Below are 21,085 nucleotides of genomic sequence, written 5' to 3'. Positions count from 1 at the left end.
CGAAGTGAAAAAGATTCTACTATTCACGTTAGTAGCGCTATTGGCAACTTTTTTTATTGACAGGGTATACAGCGAACGCAACCAAGCGCAACTTCAGCAAACCGTAATTAATGAAATTAAAAAAACAAATCAAAGTAAAGAAGAAGCTTCCATCCTTGATTTTAATGAATTATGTGATTTTAGATGGGATAAAGTATATGTTTTTGGACCGGAAACGACTCGCAGTGAGGTAAATGAAAAGCTGGGCTTCACGTGGTCTGAAGCAAAAGCAAAAGGTATTGGAAAAGATAAAAAAGATAACTTTATTGTCTTTGTAGAAAATAATCAAGTAACGCAATATTTAAAAATACCGGCGTCATATGGAACTATTGTTCCTAAGACTTCTGTTGCAAATGAAAGCTAACGAATTTCTTCGTTAGCTTTTTTATGCTTTCTTTTTTAAGGATGAAGTTTTTTTCTCTGCTGTTGATTTGGTCGGGTGTAAAGTAGAAGGATCTATGCTCACTTTTAACATTTCCATTAAATGTCGAATATCTCGTTCTTCACTTCCGCTGCCTTTTGTAACTTCGCCTTGATTTATTTTTTGTTGAATGACGTTTTGTAAGGTATCTCGGTAGTTGTTTTTGTAAATAGATGGATTAAAAGAAGTAGATAGCTTATCAATTAATTCCACCGTCACTTGTGTATCACTTTCATTAATGGAAGAAGTACTGGATAAGTTAGGCACATCTGTTACTGAACGAAGCTCTTCTTCAAAATGCATCGTGTGAAGAACAAGAGATCCGCCCACGGAACGAATAATTGCCATTTGCTGTTTGGAATATAAAAATACATTCGCAATACCGACTTTATTCGTTATTTCAAGTGCATTTAATAAAGTATAATAAGCTTTTAGGCTTGTTTCCCCAGGAGAAATATAGTAGGGCTTATCAAAAAACAGGGGATCAATGTCATCTAACGAAACAAAGTGTAACAATTCAACGGCTTTGTTTGCTGCAAAGGGCTCTTTGACACTGTCAATTTCCTGTTGCGAAAGTACAACAAACTGACCGGTCGCGGTTTCGTATCCTTTAACCAGTTCATCGGATTCTACTTCTCGTCCACACGTTTGGCAATGTTTTTCTTGATGAATAGGTGTATGGCAAACGGAGTGTAGCGTGCGCAGCTTTACATCTTTTTCTTCAATTGCTCCGTGCAGTTTAATAGGGATGTCAATTAATCCAAAGCTGATTTTACCTTTCCAAGCAGTATGAAGCATAAACGTTCTCCTTTTACTCTTTTTTAGTAGTGTGCCGTAAAATAAATTAGATATCCCATTGTTTTGAAAAGAAGAATACTCTTAAAAAACTATGTGCTAAATAAACAATTAAATAGTTCCAATAAAGCTGCAGATGTTGTCTCTGCAGCCTTATTGGAACTCAATAGGGACTATTTGCTGATTAGATTCATTTGTCTCATGTTTAGAAATCGTAATTTCAAGAATTTCGTTACTAAATGTAGCGGTAATTTTTTTATTCATCAATGGAAATGGAAAGTCGATTGTACGTTCAATGCTTTCTTCCATTTGTTCTCTTGCAAGCGTTCCTTGCTTTTCATCATGAAATTCTCTAATGCAGTATTTTTTGGCTGTCAGCTGTAAGTGGTCAGCTTGTATCTGAACGATAATATCCTTAGGGTGATACCCTAATAATTCAGCTTCGACAATAAATGATTGTTCTGTTTCAAATAAATCTATACGAACGGAATCATAATCTAAATAACTCATAAAGGGATTTGAAAGCATGACTTCTAACAACTCTTGAAAGCCTTTTACAAACATTTGGTCTGCTGGCAGACGCTTGTTTTTCATTTCTGCGTTCCTCCATTATTTAAACTGTTTCACTTTACTATCATATGCGCGTTTATGTACTTAGTGAACTCCTGCGCAAAGAATAAGCTTGAAGTACTAGCTGTCTTTTCTACGCATAAAAAAGCAAGCTCTGTAGAGAGCTTGCCGCTGTTTTACATATCATGTCCGCTATTGTGTTTTTGGCGAGAATGCTTACGGTTTTTTACTTTATGAGATCCGCTTAGCGGTTCTGGCTGTCCAGAATTGCTTTTTGGCGCGTTTCTTCTGATGTCTTTGCTGCTGTTTTTGTTCATAGTTAAAGCCTCCCTTTCATTTATTAGGGTAGGATAGTGACAGGGAATTTATCCGATGAAAAATTCTCCTTTCTAAAAATAGGTTTAACAAAAACAGGAAATGGGAACAGGAAAAAAGCGTCATATATAATGACGCCTTCTTGTTAGATTTCATGGAGTTAAACGATTTTGCTTTTCTAACTAGTGATTAGTATATCCAATAAGAGATTGTTTTATTGATTTTTTTTGCGTTTTTTATTATTTTGTTTCTGTTGTTCCGTTAATGGTTCATTTGAAAACTCTTCATTATAACCCGCTCCTTTTCCTTGAGCGCTAGCCGCATTAGCTCCAGGAATGACGTGGTTTGACTTGCGTTTAGCCATGTTGAATCACCTCCGTTTCTAGCATGCGTAAAAATCAATGAAATATGAATTATTAGAAAAATAAAAGGAAGATGGAAAAACGTTATAAGTGAAACTTATGTTAATTAATAACATTCTTTTTATTTACTTATGTATAATATTATATTAAGATAGATGGTGAAGGGAATAGAGGATGGGGTAAGTAAATCCTTTATACATAGAATCTTAAGGGGGTAAAAGCAATGACTAAAAAAGACGTTTTTAACGCTCGTTCGTCATTCGATCTTAATGGCAGCACATATAATTATTACCGCTTACAAGCTTTAGAGGAAGCAGGTTTAGGTAACGTATCTAAGCTGCCGTATTCAATTAAAGTATTATTAGAATCTGTTCTTCGTCAGGTAGATGGCCGTGTTATTACAAAAGAACACGTCGAAAACCTTGCAAAATGGGGAACAAAAGATATTAAAGATATCGATGTTCCTTTCAAACCATCTCGTGTTATTCTTCAAGATTTCACTGGAGTTCCAGCGGTTGTAGACTTAGCGTCACTTCGTAAAGCAATGGCTGATTTAGGAGGAGATCCTGACAAAATCAATCCAGAAATTCCAGTAGACCTCGTTGTCGACCACTCCGTACAAGTTGATAAAGCAGGTACAGCTGACTCATTACGAATTAATATGGACCTTGAGTTTCAACGTAATACAGAGCGCTATAATTTCTTAAGCTGGGCTCAAAAATCATTTAATAACTATCGTGCAGTTCCACCAGCTACTGGTATCGTGCACCAAGTAAATTTAGAATATTTAGCAAACGTTGTTCATGCTGTTGAAGAAGATGGTGAATTCGTAGCTTTCCCTGATTCTCTAGTAGGTACTGACTCTCATACAACGATGATTAATGGTATCGGTGTTTTAGGATGGGGTGTTGGCGGTATTGAAGCGGAAGCAGGTATGCTTGGTCAACCTTCTTATTTCCCAGTTCCTGAAGTAATCGGTGTTAAACTTGTTGGTGAATTACCAAATGGCACTACAGCTACAGACTTAGCGTTAAAAGTTACGCAAGTGCTTCGTCAAAAAGGAGTAGTCGGAAAATTCGTGGAATTCTTTGGTCCTGGCGTAGCAGAACTTCCATTAGCTGACCGTGCAACAATCGCTAATATGGCTCCTGAATACGGTGCAACATGTGGATTCTTCCCAGTTGACGCAGAAGCATTAGCATACATGCGTTTAACAGGAAGAGATGAAAAAGACATTCAGGTTGTCGAACAATATACAAAAGCAAATGGTTTGTTCTTTACACCAGAAAATGAAGATCCAATTTTCACTGACGTTGTTGAGATTAACCTTGCTGAGATTGAAGCAAATCTTTCAGGTCCAAAGCGTCCGCAAGATTTAATTCCGCTTTCTCAAATGCAAACAGAATTCAAGAAGGCTTTATCAGCTCCTGTTAGCAATCAAAGCTTCGGACTTGATGCTAAAGACGTGGATAAAAAAATTACGTTTAAGCTTGCAGACGGTTCAGAAACAACAATGAAAACAGGTGCCATTGCCATTGCGGCTATCACAAGCTGTACGAACACATCAAATCCTTACGTATTAGTAGCAGCTGGTTTAGTTGCGAAAAAAGCGGTAGAAAAAGGATTGGATGTTCCAGCTTACGTGAAAACTTCTTTAGCACCAGGTTCAAAAGTAGTAACGGCTTACCTGCAAAATTCAGGGCTGCTTCCATACTTAGATAAAATCGGCTTTAACATCGTAGGTTATGGCTGTACGACTTGTATCGGTAACTCTGGTCCATTAGAAGCAGAAATTGAAGCAGCGATTGCAGACAGCGACTTGCTTGTAACGTCTGTTCTTTCAGGAAACCGTAACTTTGAAGGACGTATTCATCCATTAGTAAAAGGTAACTACCTTGCTTCTCCGCCGCTTGTTGTAGCATATGCACTGGCTGGAACAGTAGATGTAGATTTACAAAAAGATCCAATCGGCATTGATACAGACGGCAATGAAGTATTCTTTAGCGACATCTGGCCTTCTCAAGATGAAATTAAAGAAGTTGTTAGCCGTACCGTAACGCCTGAATTATTCCGTAACGAGTATGAGCGTGTATTCGATGATAACGAGCGCTGGAATGAAATTAAAACAAGCGAAGATGCGCTTTATACGTGGGAGAATGATTCAACGTACATTCAAAACCCACCTTTCTTTGAAGGCTTATCAGAAGAACCAGGTGAAGTAGAGCCGTTAAATGATCTTCGCGTAGTAGCGAAATTTGGTGACTCAGTGACAACGGATCACATTTCACCAGCGGGTTCAATTGCAAAAACATCACCTGCAGGTCTTTACCTTCAAGAAAACGGTGTAGAGCCAAAAGACTTTAACTCATACGGTTCTCGTCGTGGTAACCATGAAGTGATGATGCGCGGTACGTTTGCAAACATCCGCATTAAAAACCAAGTAGCTCCTGGTACAGAAGGCGGCTGGACAACGTACTGGCCAACAAATGACGTAATGAGCATTTATGATGCTTGTATGAAATACAAAGAGCAAGATACAGGTCTTGTTGTACTTGCAGGCAAAGATTACGGCATGGGAAGTTCTCGTGACTGGGCAGCAAAAGGCACAAATCTTTTAGGTATTAAAACAGTAATCGCTGAAAGCTTCGAGCGTATTCACCGTTCAAACCTAGTATTAATGGGTGTTTTACCTCTTCAATTTAAAGATGGTGAAAGCGCGGATACATTAGGTTTAACTGGAAAAGAAACAATTGCAGTAGCAGTTGATGAAACAGTAAAACCACGTGATTTTATAAAAGTAACAGCAACTGATGAAGCTGGAAACAAAAAAGAATTTGAAGTGCTGGTTCGTTTCGATAGTGAAGTTGAAATTGATTACTATCGCCACGGTGGTATCCTTCAAATGGTGCTTCGTGATAAATTACAGTCTAAAACACATGCGTAAGTTATAAAGAAAAAGAGCGGTTCTCATGAGCCGCTCTTTTTTTATGCAAACGCACCGTTTTCGACAAAAAGTGAGGGGGAAATATGCTATATTATAAAAGAAAATGCCCTATAAAAGGATTATTTTAGTAGATATTGCACATATCTATTAGTACATAGATTATCACTTTTTAGAAGAAATAAAGGAGCCGATCATATGGTTAAAAAAATAATTGCGGTCTTGCTTCTAGTAGGCTTTCTTAGCTACGCACTTTGGCAAGGGCTTTCTCCAAATGAAGCATCCGATAACCCTAACTTAAGCGAATACAAGGATTTAAATATCAAAAAAGGCGATAGTGCTCGTCAGGCTTCGGGTCAAGCTTATGGGTTGGAACCAAAAGATACAGCGCCTCCGTTTACACTGTCAGATACGAGCGGGAAACCCGTTCAATTATCGGACTTTAAAGGAAAAAAAGTCATTTTAAACTTTTGGGCAACATGGTGTCCGCCGTGTCAAAAAGAAATGCCTGATATGCAAGCGTTTTATGAGAAATATGGAAACGATGTACAGCTGCTTGCGGTTAATTTAACTTCGTCGGAAGGCAGTAAACAGGCAGTATCTAAGTTTCTTAAAGAAAAACAGTTTACGTTTCGTGTATTATTGGACGACCAAGATAGTGTAGGAAGTAAAAAATATCGGGTCTCCACCATTCCGACATCTTACTTTATAGATGAAGAAGGGAAAATTGTTCAACGAGTGAATGGTCCAATGACGCTTAAACAAATGGAAAACTTTGCTCGACAAGCAGCGAATTAACTTCGCTGCTTGTTTTATTAAACATGAAACTTATTTACTTTATCATCGTATATATAGATAGGTCAGTAAACATGTCAAACTTTCTTACAACTTTTCAAAAAGTATGTTTACTTATCTGACAAATTGGTTACAATATAGATAGTTGTATGATATCAGTTTCTTTAGATTTTTCAGATTTTTCATAAAAATTACATAAAGTAGGTGTTGTGATCATGAGAAAATTACGCAAACGTTCATTTGAAGAGTTAGTGCAAGAAAATAAAACGCAGCTGTTAAAAGATCAGTCAGAAATTGAACGCATTGAAATGGAAATTGAAAAGCGGTTAGAAGATCGTATGCTTGAAAGAGCTGAATAACTTTAAAGTAAGTTGGTTAGAGTAACGGTGAGGAGGGGATAAGCATGGGAAATCCTAAAAAACAAAGCAAACCTTTTGTTCCGAATCACATCGGCACTCAACCGAGAGAAGCTGGTGGAAATAACGGAAAACAAATGCAAGATAAATCCGGCAAGCATCCTCAAGTTATTCAAACCAAAGGTGAATGAATAAAAAGTCGCTGAATTCAGCGACTTTTTATTATTTGAATTCTACCGTGAATAAATAAACGTAAGGATTGCTCGAAATAAGCTCTTTAACAACTTCTCCATCGTCGGTTGAAAGCGGAGCAACTCGTATGCCACTGCCATTGTCACCAAATAAAGCAGCAACTGGATATGTTTTATTCATTTTTACCGTTTGTTTTTTCTCTAATCCAGTAAAAGAATAGCCTTTCATTTTTTTTGGCTTTTCCGCTTCTATTCCTAGGTTTGTATCGTTGCTGCCTACATTAAACATAACTTTATGAGCATCCTCATCGATTTTATATGTAATAGCAAACATGTCAAATTCTTTTGAAACGGTCAACCCTCCTGAAAATAAAGGTTCTTTTGCTTTTCCCTTTTCGTAATAAGTAGCTTTTACATAAGCTTCTTTTGCGTCACTAGGAGCTTTCACATCATATGCAATGATATTGCTTTTGTAGTCTAAATTTGTCACGGCTAACATTTTTTCTTCATGTTTTGAGTAATGATGAGGCTTAATAAAGGCACTTGCTGTCAATTTTGATGCCAATGAGGTTTGCGACATAAAAAATACGGCAAGTACTGCAATAAAGATGACGCTTAGTAATGTTATCATTCGTTTGGTCATAGCGATTCCCCCTTTGTATGTATATATTACCATATTATGTATGTTTTATATATACATTTTAACTTAATTATAATTATATTATGTAAACTAAAATCATTTTTTTCCACTTATAGAGATGAACAAATCCGGCATACTACAATTGTAACAAAGTTATTTTGAGGAGGAAGATACAATGGCATGGAATAAACCGAATCCAGACGATCGCAGTGATAACGTTGAAAAATTACAAACAATGGTCCAAAATACAATGAAAAACATTGAAGAAGCAGAAGAAGCTGCTGCATGCAGCAATGAAGAAGAACGTCAGCGCATTCAGCAAAAAAATCACAATCGTGAAGTAAGTATCGAAGCAATGCGCAGCGAAATAAAAGATGAGTCAGAAGCTCGTCAAAATGGTTACGAAGGTACGATTTAATAAATAAAGCAACGACAATAAGCAGCTAAAAATAAACGGTTTTAGCTGCTTTTTTTCTATATTTTTTTAGTAAGGTCAATAATAATACAAACTAGTGAAGAGGTTTATGTAGGTGAAAAAGCACGTGAAAAAGAAAGTAGTAAGGATTTTGGTCAGTTTACTTGTTGTCTTGATTATTGTGGGCTCTTATCACACGCATAAGCCCTTGCCTAAAGGAGTTTCATACGAAAGTAAGCCCCACAAAGTGGACGATGTATCTCTTTTATCAGACCTGACGTATCAAGACCAGCAGACGTCTGTTTCTGAACCACATATTTTTCAAGCAGTTACGAATGCGATTGATGACGCAAAAGCTTTTATTATTATGGATATGTTTCTATTTAACGGCTACTATAACCAAGGCGAAACGTTTCCTCACCTTAGTGATACGCTTGCAAGTAAGCTGATTGAAAAGAAACGAAAACATCCTAATATCGAAATCGTCTTTATTACAGATGAAATCAATACAACCTACGGCTCACATGATTCAAAGTGGTTAGATTCACTGCGGCTAAACGGAATCAAAGTGGTGCAAACCAATTTATCTAAGCTCAGAGACTCCATTCCACTGTATTCTTCAGTGTGGAGAACTTTTGTTCAGTGGTTTGGTGAAAAAGGAACCGGATGGATCACCAATCCTTTTGGAAATAATGCGCCGAACGTGACGGCCCGTGCTTATTTTAAGTTGTTAAATGTAAAAGCTAATCATAGAAAAATAGTAGCAACAGATCAAAGCGTTATTATCTCCTCTGCCAATCCTCATGATGCAAGCTTTTATAATTCTAACATGGCCTTTGAAGTAAAAGGGAATATCATTGGAGATGTGGTAAAAAGTGAACAAGCGGTGTCAGATTTTTCTTGCGGAGGAAAGTTACCTCGCTATAAGAAGAAAGAAAAAGAAAAGGGAGACCTCTATGTTCAGCTGTTAACAGAAGGCAAAATCTATAAGCACGTATTAAATGATTTACGTCATGCTAAAAAAGGCGACGACGTATGGCTTGGCATGTTTTATCTTGGAGATCGAGACGTAATAAAGGCGCTTTTGAAAGCTTCTAAACAAGGAGCAAACGTACGATTAATTTTAGATCCTAATGAAAATGCGTTTGGAAGAAAAAAGTTCGGACTGCCTAACCGTCCAGTAGCAGCAGAACTTGTAAAAAAATCTAAAGGGAATATTAAAATTCGCTGGTATCATACAGGAAAAGAGCAGTATCATTCTAAAACTTTATTTATTCGAAACAAAAAAAATGCAACTATTATTGCAGGAGCAGCAAATTTTACAAAACGAAATTTGGCTGACTTGAACTTAGAAACGGATATTAAGGTATCAGGACCTTCTAACAAAAAGGTTATGACCGAACTAAACGCTTATTTTGACCGCTTATGGACAAATAAAGACTACACATATACACTTCCTTATAAAAGGTATGAAAATAAGATGACGCGGCTGGAAATGCTGATATATCGCATTCAAGATGCGCTTAGTCTTACAACATATTGAGTAATAACCAAACTAGTAGGAGTATATTCTCCTTATATGGTAAGATAAAACAGGAACAGGGCAAGAGGAGGTAAAATCATGTTAGTATCAACGAAAGAAATCGAAGTGCGCTATGCAGAAACTGATCAGATGGGCGTTGTGTATCATGCTAACTATTTAGTATGGATGGAAATAGGTCGAACGCAGTTTATTAGTGATTTAGGTTTTAGCTATGCACAAATGGAAAGAGACGGTGTGCTGTCGCCAGTTATTGATATACAGGCTTCATATAAAAAGCCGCTTCATTATGGCGAGACAGCTGTAGTACATACTTGGGTTGAGAGCTATGACGGGCTACGCGTTGTGTACGGCTACGAAATTTTTAATTCAAATGAAGAACTTGCGTTAACAGGAACATCGTCACACGTATGTGTGAAAAAAGAAAACTTTAAGCCTATTTCAATTCGCCGTAATTATCCGGAATGGCATAAAGCCTATGAAGATGCCAAAAAACAGGGTTAAGCGTAGGAAAAAAGCATCGATTTATCGATGCTTTTTTCCTACGCTTCGTAATGAAAGTCAGGTTCTTTTGTTTCTTCATTATAATTTACGGTCAAATCATGACCATCAAAGTACCAAAGGTCTTCATCTTCTACGAAGAATGTTAAACCGTCAACTTTTGTTTCAACGCCAACGTTTTTAGGAGAATCTGTGTTTACACCTAAAGAAAAACCTTTTTGAACGTTGCTGCATCCGCCGTAGCGAACAAAAAAGCGAATTGTTTCGTTTCCTTCTAGCATCATTTCGTCTTTGTACCACGTAGCTGCTGCTTCTGTTACTGTTAATTTCATTAATTATGCTCCTTCCAATACTGCGGATACATTTATTATAGTAGAAAGGTAGATAAATTACCAATATATACGAATCCAGCTAGGAAGGAATGAGATAAAATAAAACGATTTAATATAGAGGTGAAGGCTTCATTTCTATATTAAATCGTTTCATTCTTTCATTTGAAATCATATTGTTTTCCAATGGTTTCCCAGCAGTGAACGCAGTAGCGGCTTCCTTCTAGCTGTGAATCCATTTTCTTATTTCGTTTGCAAATAGGGCATTTTTTCTTCACATCATTCACCTCCTTATTTTAGTATCAGTATAACTAATAAACAAGAAATGTATTCGCTTACAAAACGGTTGTAAAAAAAGAAATAAGAGGAAGATCCTCTTATTTCTTTTTACCTGACAAAAATGTGACTTTCGGTTCTGTTTTGTTAAGAATTCGCGTAATGTTTGCGCGGTGTCTGTAAATGACAAAGGCTACAATTAAACCAATAATCATAATAAGCATGTAGTCTTGCTTAAATAGCGTGTAGATAAAGGTTAATACCCCGGTAATCATTGATGACAGTGATACATATTTCGTTATGTATAAGCAGATAAAAAAACATAATAGTACGAAAGCAAATAAAAGAGGTTCATAACATAAAATCACTCCGGCGGATGTGGCAACAGCTTTCCCGCCTTTAAATTTCGCGAAAACAGGAAAAATATGACCAATGACAGCAAATAAACCAATGAAGAGAATGTTTTGATTCGTATCAAATAAAAGCGGTAAAGAAGCTGCTAGGGTTCCTTTTAGAATGTCTCCAAGCGTAACGATAATTCCGGCTTTTACACCCAATGTACGAAAGGAGTTGGTGCCGCCTAAATTGCCGCTTCCATGCTCTCGTATATCGATGCCGTATCCTAGTTTTCCAACAACTAGTCCAAAAGGAATAGAGCCCAAGATATAGGCAAGAATAGGTAATAAATAATTCATGTTTGAAAGCTCCTTTATTTCTATATCGTTTCTATTTTACCATGAGATACTTAAAAAAACATAGCTAGTTTTGGGTGAGAGACAATTATTTTAAAAAAAGAAGACGTTTACAAAAATAGAGAAAACGGGTACTATATGCAGGAAATCAACTGTAAATCACGAATGTTGTTCAGTACATATTATATAGCTAAGAGAGGTAATAGACATGTCCATTAAAATTCCTTCCCGTCAAGAGCTTGGTAAAATATTAAAAAAAAGCAAGCGCATTGCTGTAGTAGGTTTATCAGATAACCCTCATCGAACGTCTTATATGGTTTCAGAAGCCATGCAGCAGCAAGGTTACGAGATTATTCCGGTGAACCCGACAATCAACTCAGCGCTCGGCGTAAAAGCCGTATCTTCATTAAAAGAAATTGAAGGGCATATTGATATCGTTAATGTATTTCGTCGCTCTGAGCATTTGCTTGAAGTTGCAGAAGAGTTTTTAAAAGTAGACGCAGACGTATTTTGGGCACAATCTGGTTTAATTAATGAAGAAGCATATGACCTGCTCGCTAAAAAAGGGTATACTGTAGTTATGGATCGTTGTATAAAAGTTGAGCATGCTTTAACAAAGTAAGATCTATAAGCAGAACAACCAACCCATGCACACTGCTTGCATGGGTTTCACCATGCGTTGAAATAGTAAGAGCGTTTCCGCTACAATAGACGTTAGACAGCTAGCTTTATAATGCTTATAATCCATGAATACACAAGATATTGCTTTTATAATACGGAAATTTGTGCTAAAATCTTGTAAGTACGCAAAAATAGAAACATACGTTCTGTTGATGCGAACACTATAAAATTAAAAGATAGGATACATGATCATTTATTCTTAGACACGAAGCGCAAACGTTTGTGTTTCATACATAATGTAGTAATGTTCGTTGTGATGAAAGGGGTAGTATGAATGGCTCGGAAACAACAATTTAATTATAATGAAGATGCAATTCAAGTACTAGAAGGATTAGATGCCGTTCGTAAACGTCCTGGTATGTATATTGGAAGTACGGATACACGAGGTCTGCATCATTTAGTATATGAAATCGTCGACAACTCTGTCGATGAAGCTCTAGCAGGCTACGGAGAAGAAATTATTGTAACCATTCACAAAGATAATTCAATTTCTGTACAAGATAAAGGTCGAGGTATGCCAACGGGCATGCATAAACTAGGAAAACCAACGCCTGAAGTTATTTTAACCATCTTGCATGCAGGAGGTAAATTCGGACAGGGTGGATATAAAACAAGCGGAGGCTTACACGGAGTGGGTGCATCTGTTGTAAATGCGCTGTCTGAATGGTTGACTGTAACCATTCATAGAGATGGATTTATTTATGAACAGCGCTTTGAAAATGGAGGAAAGCCGGTTACGACGCTAGAAAAAATAGGAAAAACAAAAAAAACGGGAACAACGATTCATTTTAAACCGGATGCCACGATTTTTTCAACAACTGTGTATAATTATGATACGCTTTGTGAACGGCTCCGCGAATCGGCTTTTCTGTTAAAAGGATTCAAAATAGAGTTAATCGATAAAAGACATGATCGTCACGATATCTTTCATTATGAAACAGGTATTCAAGCCTTCGTTTCATATTTAAATGAAGAAAAAGATTCACTTCATCCAGTCGTCTTTTTTGAAGGAATTCATCATAATATTGAAGTTGAATTTGCCTTTCAATTTAACGATGGTTATTCTGAAACCATTTTATCATTTGTTAATAATGTTCGTACCAAAGATGGTGGAACGCATGAGTCCGGTGCAAAAAGTGCTATGACGCGTGCATTTAATGAATACGCCCGTAAAGTAAGCCTGCTAAAAGAAAAAGATAAAAACTTAGAAGGAACGGATATACGAGAAGGATTGGGAGCCATCGTTTCCGTTAGAATACCTGAAGAGTTGCTTCAGTTTGAAGGTCAAACAAAAGGAAAGTTAGGTACAAGTGAAGCTCGTTCGTCCGTAGATGCAGTTATTTCTGAAAAGCTTGCCTATTTCCTAGAAGAAAATCCGGACGTAAGCTCTCTTCTTGTAAAAAAAGCAATCAAAGCTGCTCAAGCGCGTGAAGCGGCACGAAAGGCGAGAGAAGACGCAAGAAACGGGAAGAAACGAAAGCGTCAAGAAACCGTTCTAAGCGGGAAGTTAACGCCTGCGCAATCAAGAAATCCTCAGCGAAACGAACTGTACTTAGTCGAAGGGGATTCCGCTGGAGGTTCAGCAAAACAAGGAAGGGATCGCCGCTTTCAAGCTGTGCTGCCACTGCGAGGGAAGGTTATCAATACTGAAAAAGCCAAGCTTCAAGATATTTTTAAAAACGAAGAAATTAGTACGATCATCCACGCGATAGGCGGAGGAGTAGGAGCAGATTTTACAATTGATGATATTAACTACGATAAAATAGTCATCATGACCGATGCGGATACGGATGGCGCTCATATTCAAGTGCTTCTTCTAACGTTTTTCTACCGCTATATGAAACCGCTTGTGGAAGCAGGAAAAGTATTTATTGCTCTTCCACCGCTCTACAAAGTAAGTAAAGGGTCAGGTAAAAAAGAAGTGGTTGAATATTCATGGAGTGACGAAGAATTGCAAGGTGCTATCGATAAGGTAGGAAGAGGGTATATGATTCAACGCTATAAAGGTCTCGGTGAAATGAACGCAGATCAGCTTTGGGAAACAACAATGAACCCAGAGACGCGTACGCTGATTCGTGTTCGTATTGATGATGCTGCTCGCGCTGATCGTCGTGTGACCACTTTGATGGGCGATAAAGTAGAACCTCGCAGAAAATGGATTGAAAGCAACGTAGCGTTTGGATTAGAAGAAGATCCAAATATTTTAGATAATGAAAATGTATTAACGGTCGCAGAGGAGGACGTACAATGACACAAACAGAACGCTTTTTAGATTTACCTCTTGAGGATGTACTAGGCGACCGTTTTGGTCGATACAGTAAATATATTATTCAAGAGCGTGCACTGCCGGATGTAAGAGACGGGTTAAAACCCGTTCAGCGCCGTATTTTATATGCAATGCACGTAGATGGAAATACAGCAGAAAAAGGCTTTCGCAAGTCAGCCAAAACTGTAGGGAACGTAATTGGTAACTATCACCCTCATGGTGATTCATCTGTATATGAGGCCATGGTTCGAATGAGTCAAGAATGGAAAGTTAGAAATGTATTAATCGAAATGCATGGAAACAACGGAAGTATTGATGGAGATCCCCCAGCAGCAATGCGTTATACAGAAGCTCGCCTTTCATCGATTGCTGCAGAACTTCTACGAGATATTGACAAACAAACGGTTGAGTTTGTGTCTAACTTCGATGATACAAGCAGCGAACCTACTGTGTTACCGGCTATGTTTCCTAACTTGCTAGTGAATGGATCCACGGGTATTTCAGCTGGTTATGCTACAGAACTTCCTCCTCATCATTTAGGGGAAGTAATTGACGCAACGATCATGCGAATTGATAAGCCAACGTGTACAATTGAAGAGTTGATGACGGCTATTCAAGGTCCTGATTTTCCTACGGGAGGAATCATTCAAGGGGTAGACGGGATCAAGAAAGCCTACGAGACAGGTAAAGGGAAAATTATTATTCGCGGAAAAACGGAAGTGGAGTCCATTCGCGGCGGAAAACAGCAAATTGTCATTACGGAAATTCCGTTTGAAGTAAACAAAGCCAACCTTGTTAAGAAAATGGATGAGCTTCGTTTAGATAAAAAAGTGGAAGGCATTGCTGAAGTTCGCGATGAAACGGATCGTACCGGTTTGCGCATCGTAGTAGAACTAAAAAAAGATGCAAATGCTCAAGGAGTACTTCACTATCTTTATAAAAATACGGATCTGCAAGTACCTTATAATTTTAACATGGTTGCTATTGCTAAAAAGCGACCAAAGCTTATGAGTTTGGCTAACATTCTTGATGCTTATATTGATCATCAAAAAGAAGTGGTAACAAATCGTTCTAAATATGAGCTGCAAAAAGCACGTGAACGTGAACATATTGTAGCGGGATTGATTAAGGCACTGTCGATTTTAGATGAAGTTATTGCGACGATTAGAGCTTCTAAAGATAAGCGCGACGCTAAAAATAATTTAATTGCCAAATATGAATTTACAGAACCTCAAGCAGAGGCGATTGTGTCGCTTCAATTATACCGTTTGACAAACACGGACATCACAGCTCTACAAGCGGAAGCTGAAGAGCTAGGTGCTAAAATTAACGAGTTAGAAGAAATCTTACATAGCGAGAAAAAACTTTTTAATGTAATCAAAAAAGAATTACGCCGTGTAAAAAAGCAATACAGTACAGAACGCCGCTCAAAAATTGAAGCGGAAATCGAAGAAATTAAGATTAATCTAGAAGTGATGGTTCCATCTGAAGAAGTGATGGTGACAGTCACAAAAGACGGATACGTAAAACGAACAAGCCTTCGTTCTTACGCCGCGTCTAACGGGCAAGACTTCGGTATGAAAGATACGGACCGAATTTTAGCGAAGTATGAAATTAATACAACCGAAACGCTGCTCATCTTCACAAACAAAGGGAATTATTTATATATGCCGGTGCACGAACTTCCTGATATCAGGTGGAAAGACATGGGGCAGCATATCATGAACATTGTTCCAATTGATAAAGAAGAGCAAATTGTATGGGCGATACCGGTAAAAGAATTTAAAGAAAATCAGTATCTGCTTTTCTTTACAAAAAATGGTATGGTCAAAAAATCAGAATTACTTCAATATAAAGCACAGCGCTACTCCAAAGCTCTTGTCGCCGTTAATTTAAAAGGCGATGATGAAGTAGTCGATGTATATCAAACGGATGGTAAAAAACAAGTGTTTATCGCCACTCGCTCTGGCTACGGGCTGCGTTTCCGGGAAGAAGAAATCAATATTGTAGGAACTCGCGCTTCTGGTGTGAAAGGAATTAACTTAAAAGACGATGATTATGTTGTAAGCGGCGTTATCTTCGATGAAGATGAAGCTCTATCAACTGAATTATTTATCGCCACGCAGCGAGGAGCTGTGAAAAAGACAAAAATTACTGAGTTTGAAGAATCAGCACGAGCAAAACGAGGGCTAGTGATGGTCCGAGAACTAAAATCTAATCCGCATCAAATTGCAAAAGTAAAAGCAATCTCTAAAGAACATTACATGATAGTGGAATCATCTAAAGGTCAAATCGAGCAGGTTGATCCGTCTACAATGCGAGCTAGCGACCGATACAGCAACGGTTCATTCGTATTGGATCAAAGCGAAGCTGGCAATTTAGTTGATGTGTGGCTGGAAGAAAAATAACAAAAAAAAGTAGTAAAGTTTTTAACGCTTTACTACTTTTTTTGTTCAATATTTTTAAATTAAACTATGTTCTAAATAAACAATATAGAAGAATTTCCCTACCCATTATCCCAAATAAACACCATGCACCTCCTACACAAGCTTCTAAGAAACTTTTTAATGTTCCAATTGTCCTAAACATATATATATAAGAACATCTAGGAGGTGTTATAGATGAACTATTTTATTCACGTAACTCCTAAGACTAAACTTTTTGTTCGGGATATTGGAAAAGGGGAACCCGTTCTGTTCCTTCACGGGTGGCCTGTTAACGCTAAAATGTACGAATACCAATTTACAACGTTGCCGGCCCGCGGTATTCGATGTATCGTTCCTGATCTTCGCGGATTCGGAAAATCAGATGCGCCTTTCACCGGCTATTCTTATAATCAATTAGCAGATGATATTCGCATGTTAGTAGAAAGACTGGAGCTGAAAAATTATACGCTCGTAGGCTTTTCTATGGGGGGAGCCATTGCCATACGATATATGAGCAGACATTTAGGATATGGCGTGAAGAAGTTAATTTTATTAGGAGCAGCGGCTCCAAGCTTTATTCAAAAAACTGATTTTCCATATGGACTTCCTTCTGAAGAAGTAAATACAATTATTCAAAATACGTATAGAGATCGTCCTAACATGCTTGAAGAGTTTGGGAAAAAGTTTTTTAATCAGCCTACCAGCTCAGCTTTTAGAGGGTGGTTTCAAGATTTAGGTTTAGAGGCATCCGGTCATGGAACGATTAAAACTGCGGTGTCTTTACGAGACGAAGACTTACGGGAAGATTTGAGTCAAATTTTCGCTGAAACATATATATTACACGGAAAAAAAGATCAAATTTGTCCATTTGATCTTGCAAAAGTTATGAATCGTCATATTTCATTTTCTACACTTCTTCCATTTGAAAATAGTGGACACGGTCTTTTTTATGATGAACGTGAGAAAGTAAATGACACTCTTATTGAACTCATCGCTAAAAGCTCAGCCTATAAGTAAAGATATACATTTAAAACCGAATTGGCAGCCAAATAAAAAAAGTAAAAAACCTGCACCTAACGTAATGAAGCGAAGAAGCTTAGGCGTGATAAATTTTCTTGTAAAATGAATGCTGCTGGCAATATTTAAATTCCAAAGAAGGATGCCAAAGATAATAAAGAAACTGTGAAAAAAGACAGATAGCCACGTTTGACTTTGGAGGCTTTCGCTTAAGCTTGACCCAAATACACCAAACCAAAACACAATATTTAAAGGGTTCATAAGAGCAATGAAGAAACCTGTAAAAAACGACTTATCTCTTTTAATAGAGGGTTTATTTACATCTATTGAAAAGGAACGAGAAACAGCTTGTTTCATACTTTGAAAGCCAACAAATGTGAGTATGACAAAACCAGTTGCATACAGGGAAACAGTAACAGCCTGCATCTGAACAAAAGGCGTTAACCCTATTAAAATGAGGAGCATAAATAAAATATCGGCCGTCATGCCTCCTAAACCAACTAGCCAAGAAGCCCAAAATCCTTTTGTCAGCCCTTTTTTAATCATCTCTATATTAATTGGACCTACCGGTGCTGCGAGACTAATACCTAGAATTATTTGTTTTATAGCAATCAAAAACCACTCCACAAACACAGCCTCCTTTCTAACTTGTCCAATAGTAGCTTATATATATATAGATTAGAGTTTTATAATTTAGAAGCGGCATTTAGTTAAAAATGCTCATAAACTTTCTTTTCTTTAATACACATGTAACGTTGAGTTCCATAAGGAGGGTTTTAATGGCATCAAAAATGCTTTTTCGAGCCAATGAGATTTTAGAGTCAACGCATGTCCCATTTTGGGGGAAAGATACTTTTCAATATTTCCAAAGCGATATATTATCAGAAGAAAATCCTTTTCCTTGTATATTAGGGGTAGAAGGCTTTAAAAAAGATTTACTGCGTTTTTCATTTGTGACTACTCCTTATAACTACCAAGATATTAGGAATGCAGCGTCGGCACTTAGAGAATACATAGATACGTTCAAGACCATAGGTCGCTATACATCCTTTGTGTTATTCTTTAAACCTGAACATAAAGAACGATCAATGGAAGAGTACGAAACAATGTTTTGGGATACGCTGACGTTTCTTCATCAAATTGATCAAAAGAAATGGCCGCAAGACATTCCAAAAGATCCAAAAGATCCATTATGGGAATTTTGCTTTCACGGAGAACCTATCTTTGTCGTCTGTAATACGCCTGCTCATTCTTTGCGCAAAAGTCGTAAGAGCAGAGGATTTATGATTACATTTCAGCCTCGGTGGGTGTTTGAAGGTATGACAGGAGATTCGAAAATAGGGCGGCACGTACAAAAGGTGGTCCGCGATCGGTTAAAAACATATGATGACGTATCAGCTCACCCTGAGTTAGGATGGTATGGACAGCAGGAAAACCGAGAGTGGAAGCAATATTTTTTACACGATGATAACAACTATACTACCACCGGACAGTGTCCGTTTAAATTAAAAAGGAGTGAGCAGCATGGACGTAAAAAAAGCCTCTATTAAAAAAGGAGTTGGCGGAGAGTTTGAAGAAGTAATTAAAGAACTGCTTCCGGCGTATACTGGATACGTTGAAGTACAGCACGATATTGCTTTTCAAACGCACCCATCTCATACCCATCCAACTGATGAAATTCTTCATATACTTGAAGGATCTATTTACTTTACAGTTGAACGTGATACGGTTCTATGTCAGGCAGGAGATCGGATACATTTACCGAAACAAACGGTTCATTCTTCAAAAGCCGGTCCTGATGGGTGCACATACGTTATTTCCATTTTAAAATAAAGACGAAAGAAGATGATGCTTATGCTACGTTCCCGGCCAGTGCTGCTGCTTATCGATGTACAAGAAGGGTTTTATTCACCCGAGTGGGGGGAAGAAACAATTTAGATGCAGAAAAACATATGCTGACGCTACTGCAAGCATGGAGGCGCCAAGATTATCCTGTCATTCACGTACAGCATGCATCAGAAAATCCAGATTCTCCTTTACACCCAAGTTCGAAGGGGTTTCAGTTCAAAGAAGGATTTGGTCCACAAGAAGACGAATACTTAATTCGCAAACACGTGAACAGCTGCTTCATTGGAACAGAGCTCGACAGTTATTTAAAAGCAAATGGCTATGATACGCTTATCTTAATAGGATTAACTACTAATCACTGCGTCTCTACGACTGCCCGCATGGCTGGAAACCTAGGGTACAGGACGTACGTTGTAAACGATGCAACAGCTTGCTTTGATTGTATGTCCTACGATGGAAAAACAAGGCTTCCTGCAGAAGATGTACATACATTCGCACTGTCCTCTTTGCATGAGGAGTTTGCAACGGTCGTTTCTACAAAAGAGACACTTCAAGTTCTTCAAACCTTTCAATATGCTCAAAATCATAACTGATGTGCATGCGCACATCGGTTTTTTATGTAGATTATGTTTATTAAAAGAAGTAAAATAAAGATAATTCTATACTATAAGGAGTTTGTACATATGATCATTCGTTATGCTAAAGAAGAAGATTTGCCTATGCTTGTTGAAATTTATAACCAGTCTGTTCAAGCAAGTGCTGCTACTTTTGATTTAACGCCTGTAACAGTAGAGCAAAGAAGGAGCTGGTTTGATAATCACATTAGCAATGAACTTTTTCCGCTTATTGTTGCGGAAAAAGATGGGGTAGTAGCGGGCTATGCTTCGCTTTCTTCTTATCGAGATAAAGAAGCGTACATTCAAACAGTAGAGCTATCGATTTATATTGATAAAAACCAGCAGGGGCATGGCATTGGAAAACAGCTTATGAAGCGTATTTTGGAATTAGCTAAAGAACTCAACCATCACGTTGTCATTTCAGGGATTACGAAAGGGAATGATATCAGTGTCAAAATGCATGAGCAATTTAATTTTACATTTTGCGGAGAATTTAAAGAAGTAGGCTGGAAATTTAATCAGTGGCAAGATGTGCTTTTTTATCAGCTTATTTTATAAGATGTATGACACCTTTACACATTGTAACGTTTTAGTTTCATGTGTAAAGGTTATTAAAATAATAAGTCGTTTTATTATTTTAATACGAAAGGTGTTAGCTATCATGAATACACATTTTCAATATCAGCATCTAAGAGCTATTCCAAAAAGATGGTCCAAAAAAGAACTGCATATCCAGCTGAATAGAATCAAACATAATTCTGAACTATCTACTATAGCAGCAGATCCGCTTTTTCATCTGTTAGAATGTACCCATTCGGGCCTTCAAACTAAACAAGAAATCATAGACTACATTCAAAGCATTCCTACTCATCAACTTCCATCTTTTGTAACCCATTTAAGCAGGTTAGTTCAGCATATTTATTATATAGAAGCTGCTGATTACTGTAATCGTCCCCTCAAAGGTTATATGCTTGTTATGAAAAATCAGCCCCCCTATATATCTCTTCATTTTGCTGATCAGATCACATAAAAAAAGCTCTCTATTCTTTTGA

At 37.6% G+C, this 21,085-nt stretch carries 24 protein-coding genes and 1 pseudogene; 17 read left to right on the top strand and 8 right to left on the bottom strand.

From position 1 onward, the window contains the following. Window positions 1-4 precede the first annotated feature (4 nt). Window positions 5-403 (top strand): hypothetical protein, encoded by a 399-nt coding sequence (locus Q5794_RS13620; RefSeq protein WP_013057259.1) that lies wholly within the window; start codon window positions 5-7, stop codon window positions 401-403. A gap of 21 nt (window positions 404-424) precedes the next feature. On the opposite strand, the gene Q5794_RS13615 is transcribed toward Q5794_RS13620, so the two are convergent. The 4 genes from Q5794_RS13615 to sspO all read right to left on the bottom strand — a co-directional run bounded on the left by Q5794_RS13615 (window position 425) and on the right by sspO (window position 2,504). Next, on the bottom strand, window positions 425-1,258 hold the full coding sequence (locus Q5794_RS13615; protein WP_192993496.1) for a Ku protein: 834 nt from the start codon (window positions 1,256-1,258) through the stop codon (window positions 425-427). Between the two features lie 150 nt (window positions 1,259-1,408). Next, a complete protein-coding gene (locus tag Q5794_RS13610) occupies window positions 1,409-1,849 on the bottom strand; it encodes an Hsp20/alpha crystallin family protein (protein WP_192993494.1) in 441 nt (146 codons plus the stop codon). Between the two features lie 152 nt (window positions 1,850-2,001). Continuing rightward, complete coding sequence (locus tag Q5794_RS13605; protein ID WP_013057256.1) at window positions 2,002-2,142, bottom strand: small acid-soluble spore protein P; 141 nt, start codon at window positions 2,140-2,142, stop codon at window positions 2,002-2,004. A gap of 212 nt (window positions 2,143-2,354) precedes the next feature. Then, a complete protein-coding gene (gene sspO, locus Q5794_RS13600) occupies window positions 2,355-2,504 on the bottom strand; it encodes a small acid-soluble spore protein O (RefSeq protein ID WP_013083371.1) in 150 nt (49 codons plus the stop codon). Between the two features lie 221 nt (window positions 2,505-2,725). On the opposite strand from sspO, the gene acnA reads away from it, so the two are divergent. The 4 genes from acnA to Q5794_RS13580 all read left to right on the top strand — a co-directional run bounded on the left by acnA (window position 2,726) and on the right by Q5794_RS13580 (window position 6,785). After that, complete coding sequence (acnA, locus tag Q5794_RS13595) at window positions 2,726-5,446, top strand: aconitate hydratase AcnA (RefSeq protein ID WP_374988043.1); 2,721 nt, start codon at window positions 2,726-2,728, stop codon at window positions 5,444-5,446. A 195-nt stretch (window positions 5,447-5,641) separates the two neighbouring features. Next, on the top strand, window positions 5,642-6,241 hold the full coding sequence (locus Q5794_RS13590) for a TlpA family protein disulfide reductase (RefSeq protein WP_374988042.1): 600 nt from the start codon (window positions 5,642-5,644) through the stop codon (window positions 6,239-6,241). 212 nt (window positions 6,242-6,453) lie between these two features. Beyond that, entirely contained in the window at window positions 6,454-6,597 is a 144-nt protein-coding gene (locus tag Q5794_RS13585; RefSeq protein WP_013057252.1) for an FbpB family small basic protein, read from the top strand. Between the two features lie 44 nt (window positions 6,598-6,641). Continuing rightward, window positions 6,642-6,785 (top strand): acid-soluble spore protein N, encoded by a 144-nt coding sequence (locus Q5794_RS13580; RefSeq protein WP_043982832.1) that lies wholly within the window; start codon window positions 6,642-6,644, stop codon window positions 6,783-6,785. Window positions 6,786-6,816: 31 nt separating this feature from the next. Here the strand turns inward: Q5794_RS13580 and Q5794_RS13575 are convergent, their stop codons facing one another. Continuing rightward, a complete protein-coding gene (locus Q5794_RS13575; protein ID WP_374988041.1) occupies window positions 6,817-7,428 on the bottom strand; it encodes a hypothetical protein in 612 nt (203 codons plus the stop codon). Window positions 7,429-7,600: 172 nt separating this feature from the next. Here Q5794_RS13575 and tlp point away from each other — a divergent pair, with 172 nt between their 5' ends. From tlp to Q5794_RS13560, 3 genes are all read left to right on the top strand, one after another. Beyond that, a complete protein-coding gene (gene tlp / locus Q5794_RS13570) occupies window positions 7,601-7,843 on the top strand; it encodes a small acid-soluble spore protein Tlp (RefSeq protein WP_013083367.1) in 243 nt (80 codons plus the stop codon). A 112-nt stretch (window positions 7,844-7,955) separates the two neighbouring features. Next, entirely contained in the window at window positions 7,956-9,383 is a 1,428-nt protein-coding gene (locus Q5794_RS13565; RefSeq protein ID WP_374988040.1) for a phospholipase D family protein, read from the top strand. Window positions 9,384-9,461: 78 nt separating this feature from the next. Further along, window positions 9,462-9,884, top strand: coding sequence for a thioesterase family protein (locus tag Q5794_RS13560; RefSeq protein ID WP_214988213.1), 423 nt, complete (start codon window positions 9,462-9,464; stop codon window positions 9,882-9,884). 38 nt (window positions 9,885-9,922) lie between these two features. Here Q5794_RS13560 and Q5794_RS13555 read toward each other — a convergent pair whose 3' ends face one another. Together Q5794_RS13555 and plsY are read right to left on the bottom strand one after the other, a co-directional pair. Further along, window positions 9,923-10,213 (bottom strand): HesB/YadR/YfhF family protein, encoded by a 291-nt coding sequence (locus Q5794_RS13555; RefSeq protein WP_013057245.1) that lies wholly within the window; start codon window positions 10,211-10,213, stop codon window positions 9,923-9,925. A 374-nt stretch (window positions 10,214-10,587) separates the two neighbouring features. Then, complete coding sequence (gene plsY, locus Q5794_RS13550; protein ID WP_214988210.1) at window positions 10,588-11,181, bottom strand: glycerol-3-phosphate 1-O-acyltransferase PlsY; 594 nt, start codon at window positions 11,179-11,181, stop codon at window positions 10,588-10,590. 205 nt (window positions 11,182-11,386) lie between these two features. On the opposite strand from plsY, the gene Q5794_RS13545 reads away from it, so the two are divergent. The 4 genes from Q5794_RS13545 (at window position 11,387) to Q5794_RS13530 (ending at window position 17,568) form a co-directional block, all read left to right on the top strand. Continuing rightward, window positions 11,387-11,800, top strand: a complete 414-nt coding sequence (locus Q5794_RS13545) for a CoA-binding protein (protein WP_048019240.1) — start codon at window positions 11,387-11,389, stop codon at window positions 11,798-11,800. Between the two features lie 333 nt (window positions 11,801-12,133). Then, a complete protein-coding gene (parE, locus tag Q5794_RS13540; protein ID WP_013057241.1) occupies window positions 12,134-14,110 on the top strand; it encodes a DNA topoisomerase IV subunit B in 1,977 nt (658 codons plus the stop codon). Beyond that, window positions 14,107-16,533 carry a DNA topoisomerase IV subunit A gene (gene parC / locus Q5794_RS13535; RefSeq protein ID WP_374988039.1) on the top strand — a complete coding sequence of 809 codons (2,427 nt, stop codon included), beginning with the start codon at window positions 14,107-14,109 and terminating at the stop codon, window positions 16,531-16,533. Before parE ends, parC begins: the two co-directional genes overlap by 4 nt. Window positions 16,534-16,746: 213 nt before the next feature. Next, the gene (locus tag Q5794_RS13530; protein ID WP_374988038.1) at window positions 16,747-17,568 is read left to right on the top strand and encodes an alpha/beta fold hydrolase; all 822 of its coding nucleotides are present in this window, start codon (window positions 16,747-16,749) and stop codon (window positions 17,566-17,568) included. On the opposite strand, the gene Q5794_RS13525 is transcribed toward Q5794_RS13530, so the two are convergent. Then, window positions 17,554-18,195, bottom strand: a complete 642-nt coding sequence (locus tag Q5794_RS13525; protein WP_192993479.1) for a LysE family transporter — start codon at window positions 18,193-18,195, stop codon at window positions 17,554-17,556. The two genes, Q5794_RS13530 and Q5794_RS13525, sit on opposite strands and share 15 nt — an antisense overlap. 152 nt (window positions 18,196-18,347) lie before the next feature. Between Q5794_RS13525 and Q5794_RS13520 the strand changes: the two genes are divergently transcribed. From Q5794_RS13520 to Q5794_RS13500, 5 genes and pseudogenes are all read left to right on the top strand, one after another. Further along, window positions 18,348-19,118: a YqcI/YcgG family protein gene (locus Q5794_RS13520; protein WP_374988037.1), complete on the top strand. Its 771-nt coding sequence runs from the start codon at window positions 18,348-18,350 to the stop codon at window positions 19,116-19,118. Continuing rightward, window positions 19,093-19,401, top strand: a complete 309-nt coding sequence (locus Q5794_RS13515) for a cupin domain-containing protein (RefSeq protein WP_057236327.1) — start codon at window positions 19,093-19,095, stop codon at window positions 19,399-19,401. The genes Q5794_RS13520 and Q5794_RS13515 overlap by 26 nt, the downstream gene beginning before the upstream one ends. A gap of 21 nt (window positions 19,402-19,422) precedes the next feature. Continuing rightward, a pseudogene (locus Q5794_RS13510) lies at window positions 19,423-20,009 on the top strand (cysteine hydrolase family protein). A 90-nt stretch (window positions 20,010-20,099) separates the two neighbouring features. Further along, window positions 20,100-20,591, top strand: a complete 492-nt coding sequence (locus Q5794_RS13505) for a GNAT family N-acetyltransferase (protein ID WP_075421645.1) — start codon at window positions 20,100-20,102, stop codon at window positions 20,589-20,591. A gap of 103 nt (window positions 20,592-20,694) precedes the next feature. Further along, window positions 20,695-21,063: a hypothetical protein gene (locus Q5794_RS13500; RefSeq protein WP_374988036.1), complete on the top strand. Its 369-nt coding sequence runs from the start codon at window positions 20,695-20,697 to the stop codon at window positions 21,061-21,063. Window positions 21,064-21,085: the final 22 nt, after the last annotated feature.

Origin of the sequence: Priestia megaterium, from assembly GCF_041941685.1 — a bacterium.
Classification (GTDB): Bacteria; Bacillota; Bacilli; order Bacillales; family Bacillaceae_H; genus Priestia; species Priestia megaterium_C.
This window is presented reverse-complemented; position numbering and strand designations above follow the sequence as displayed.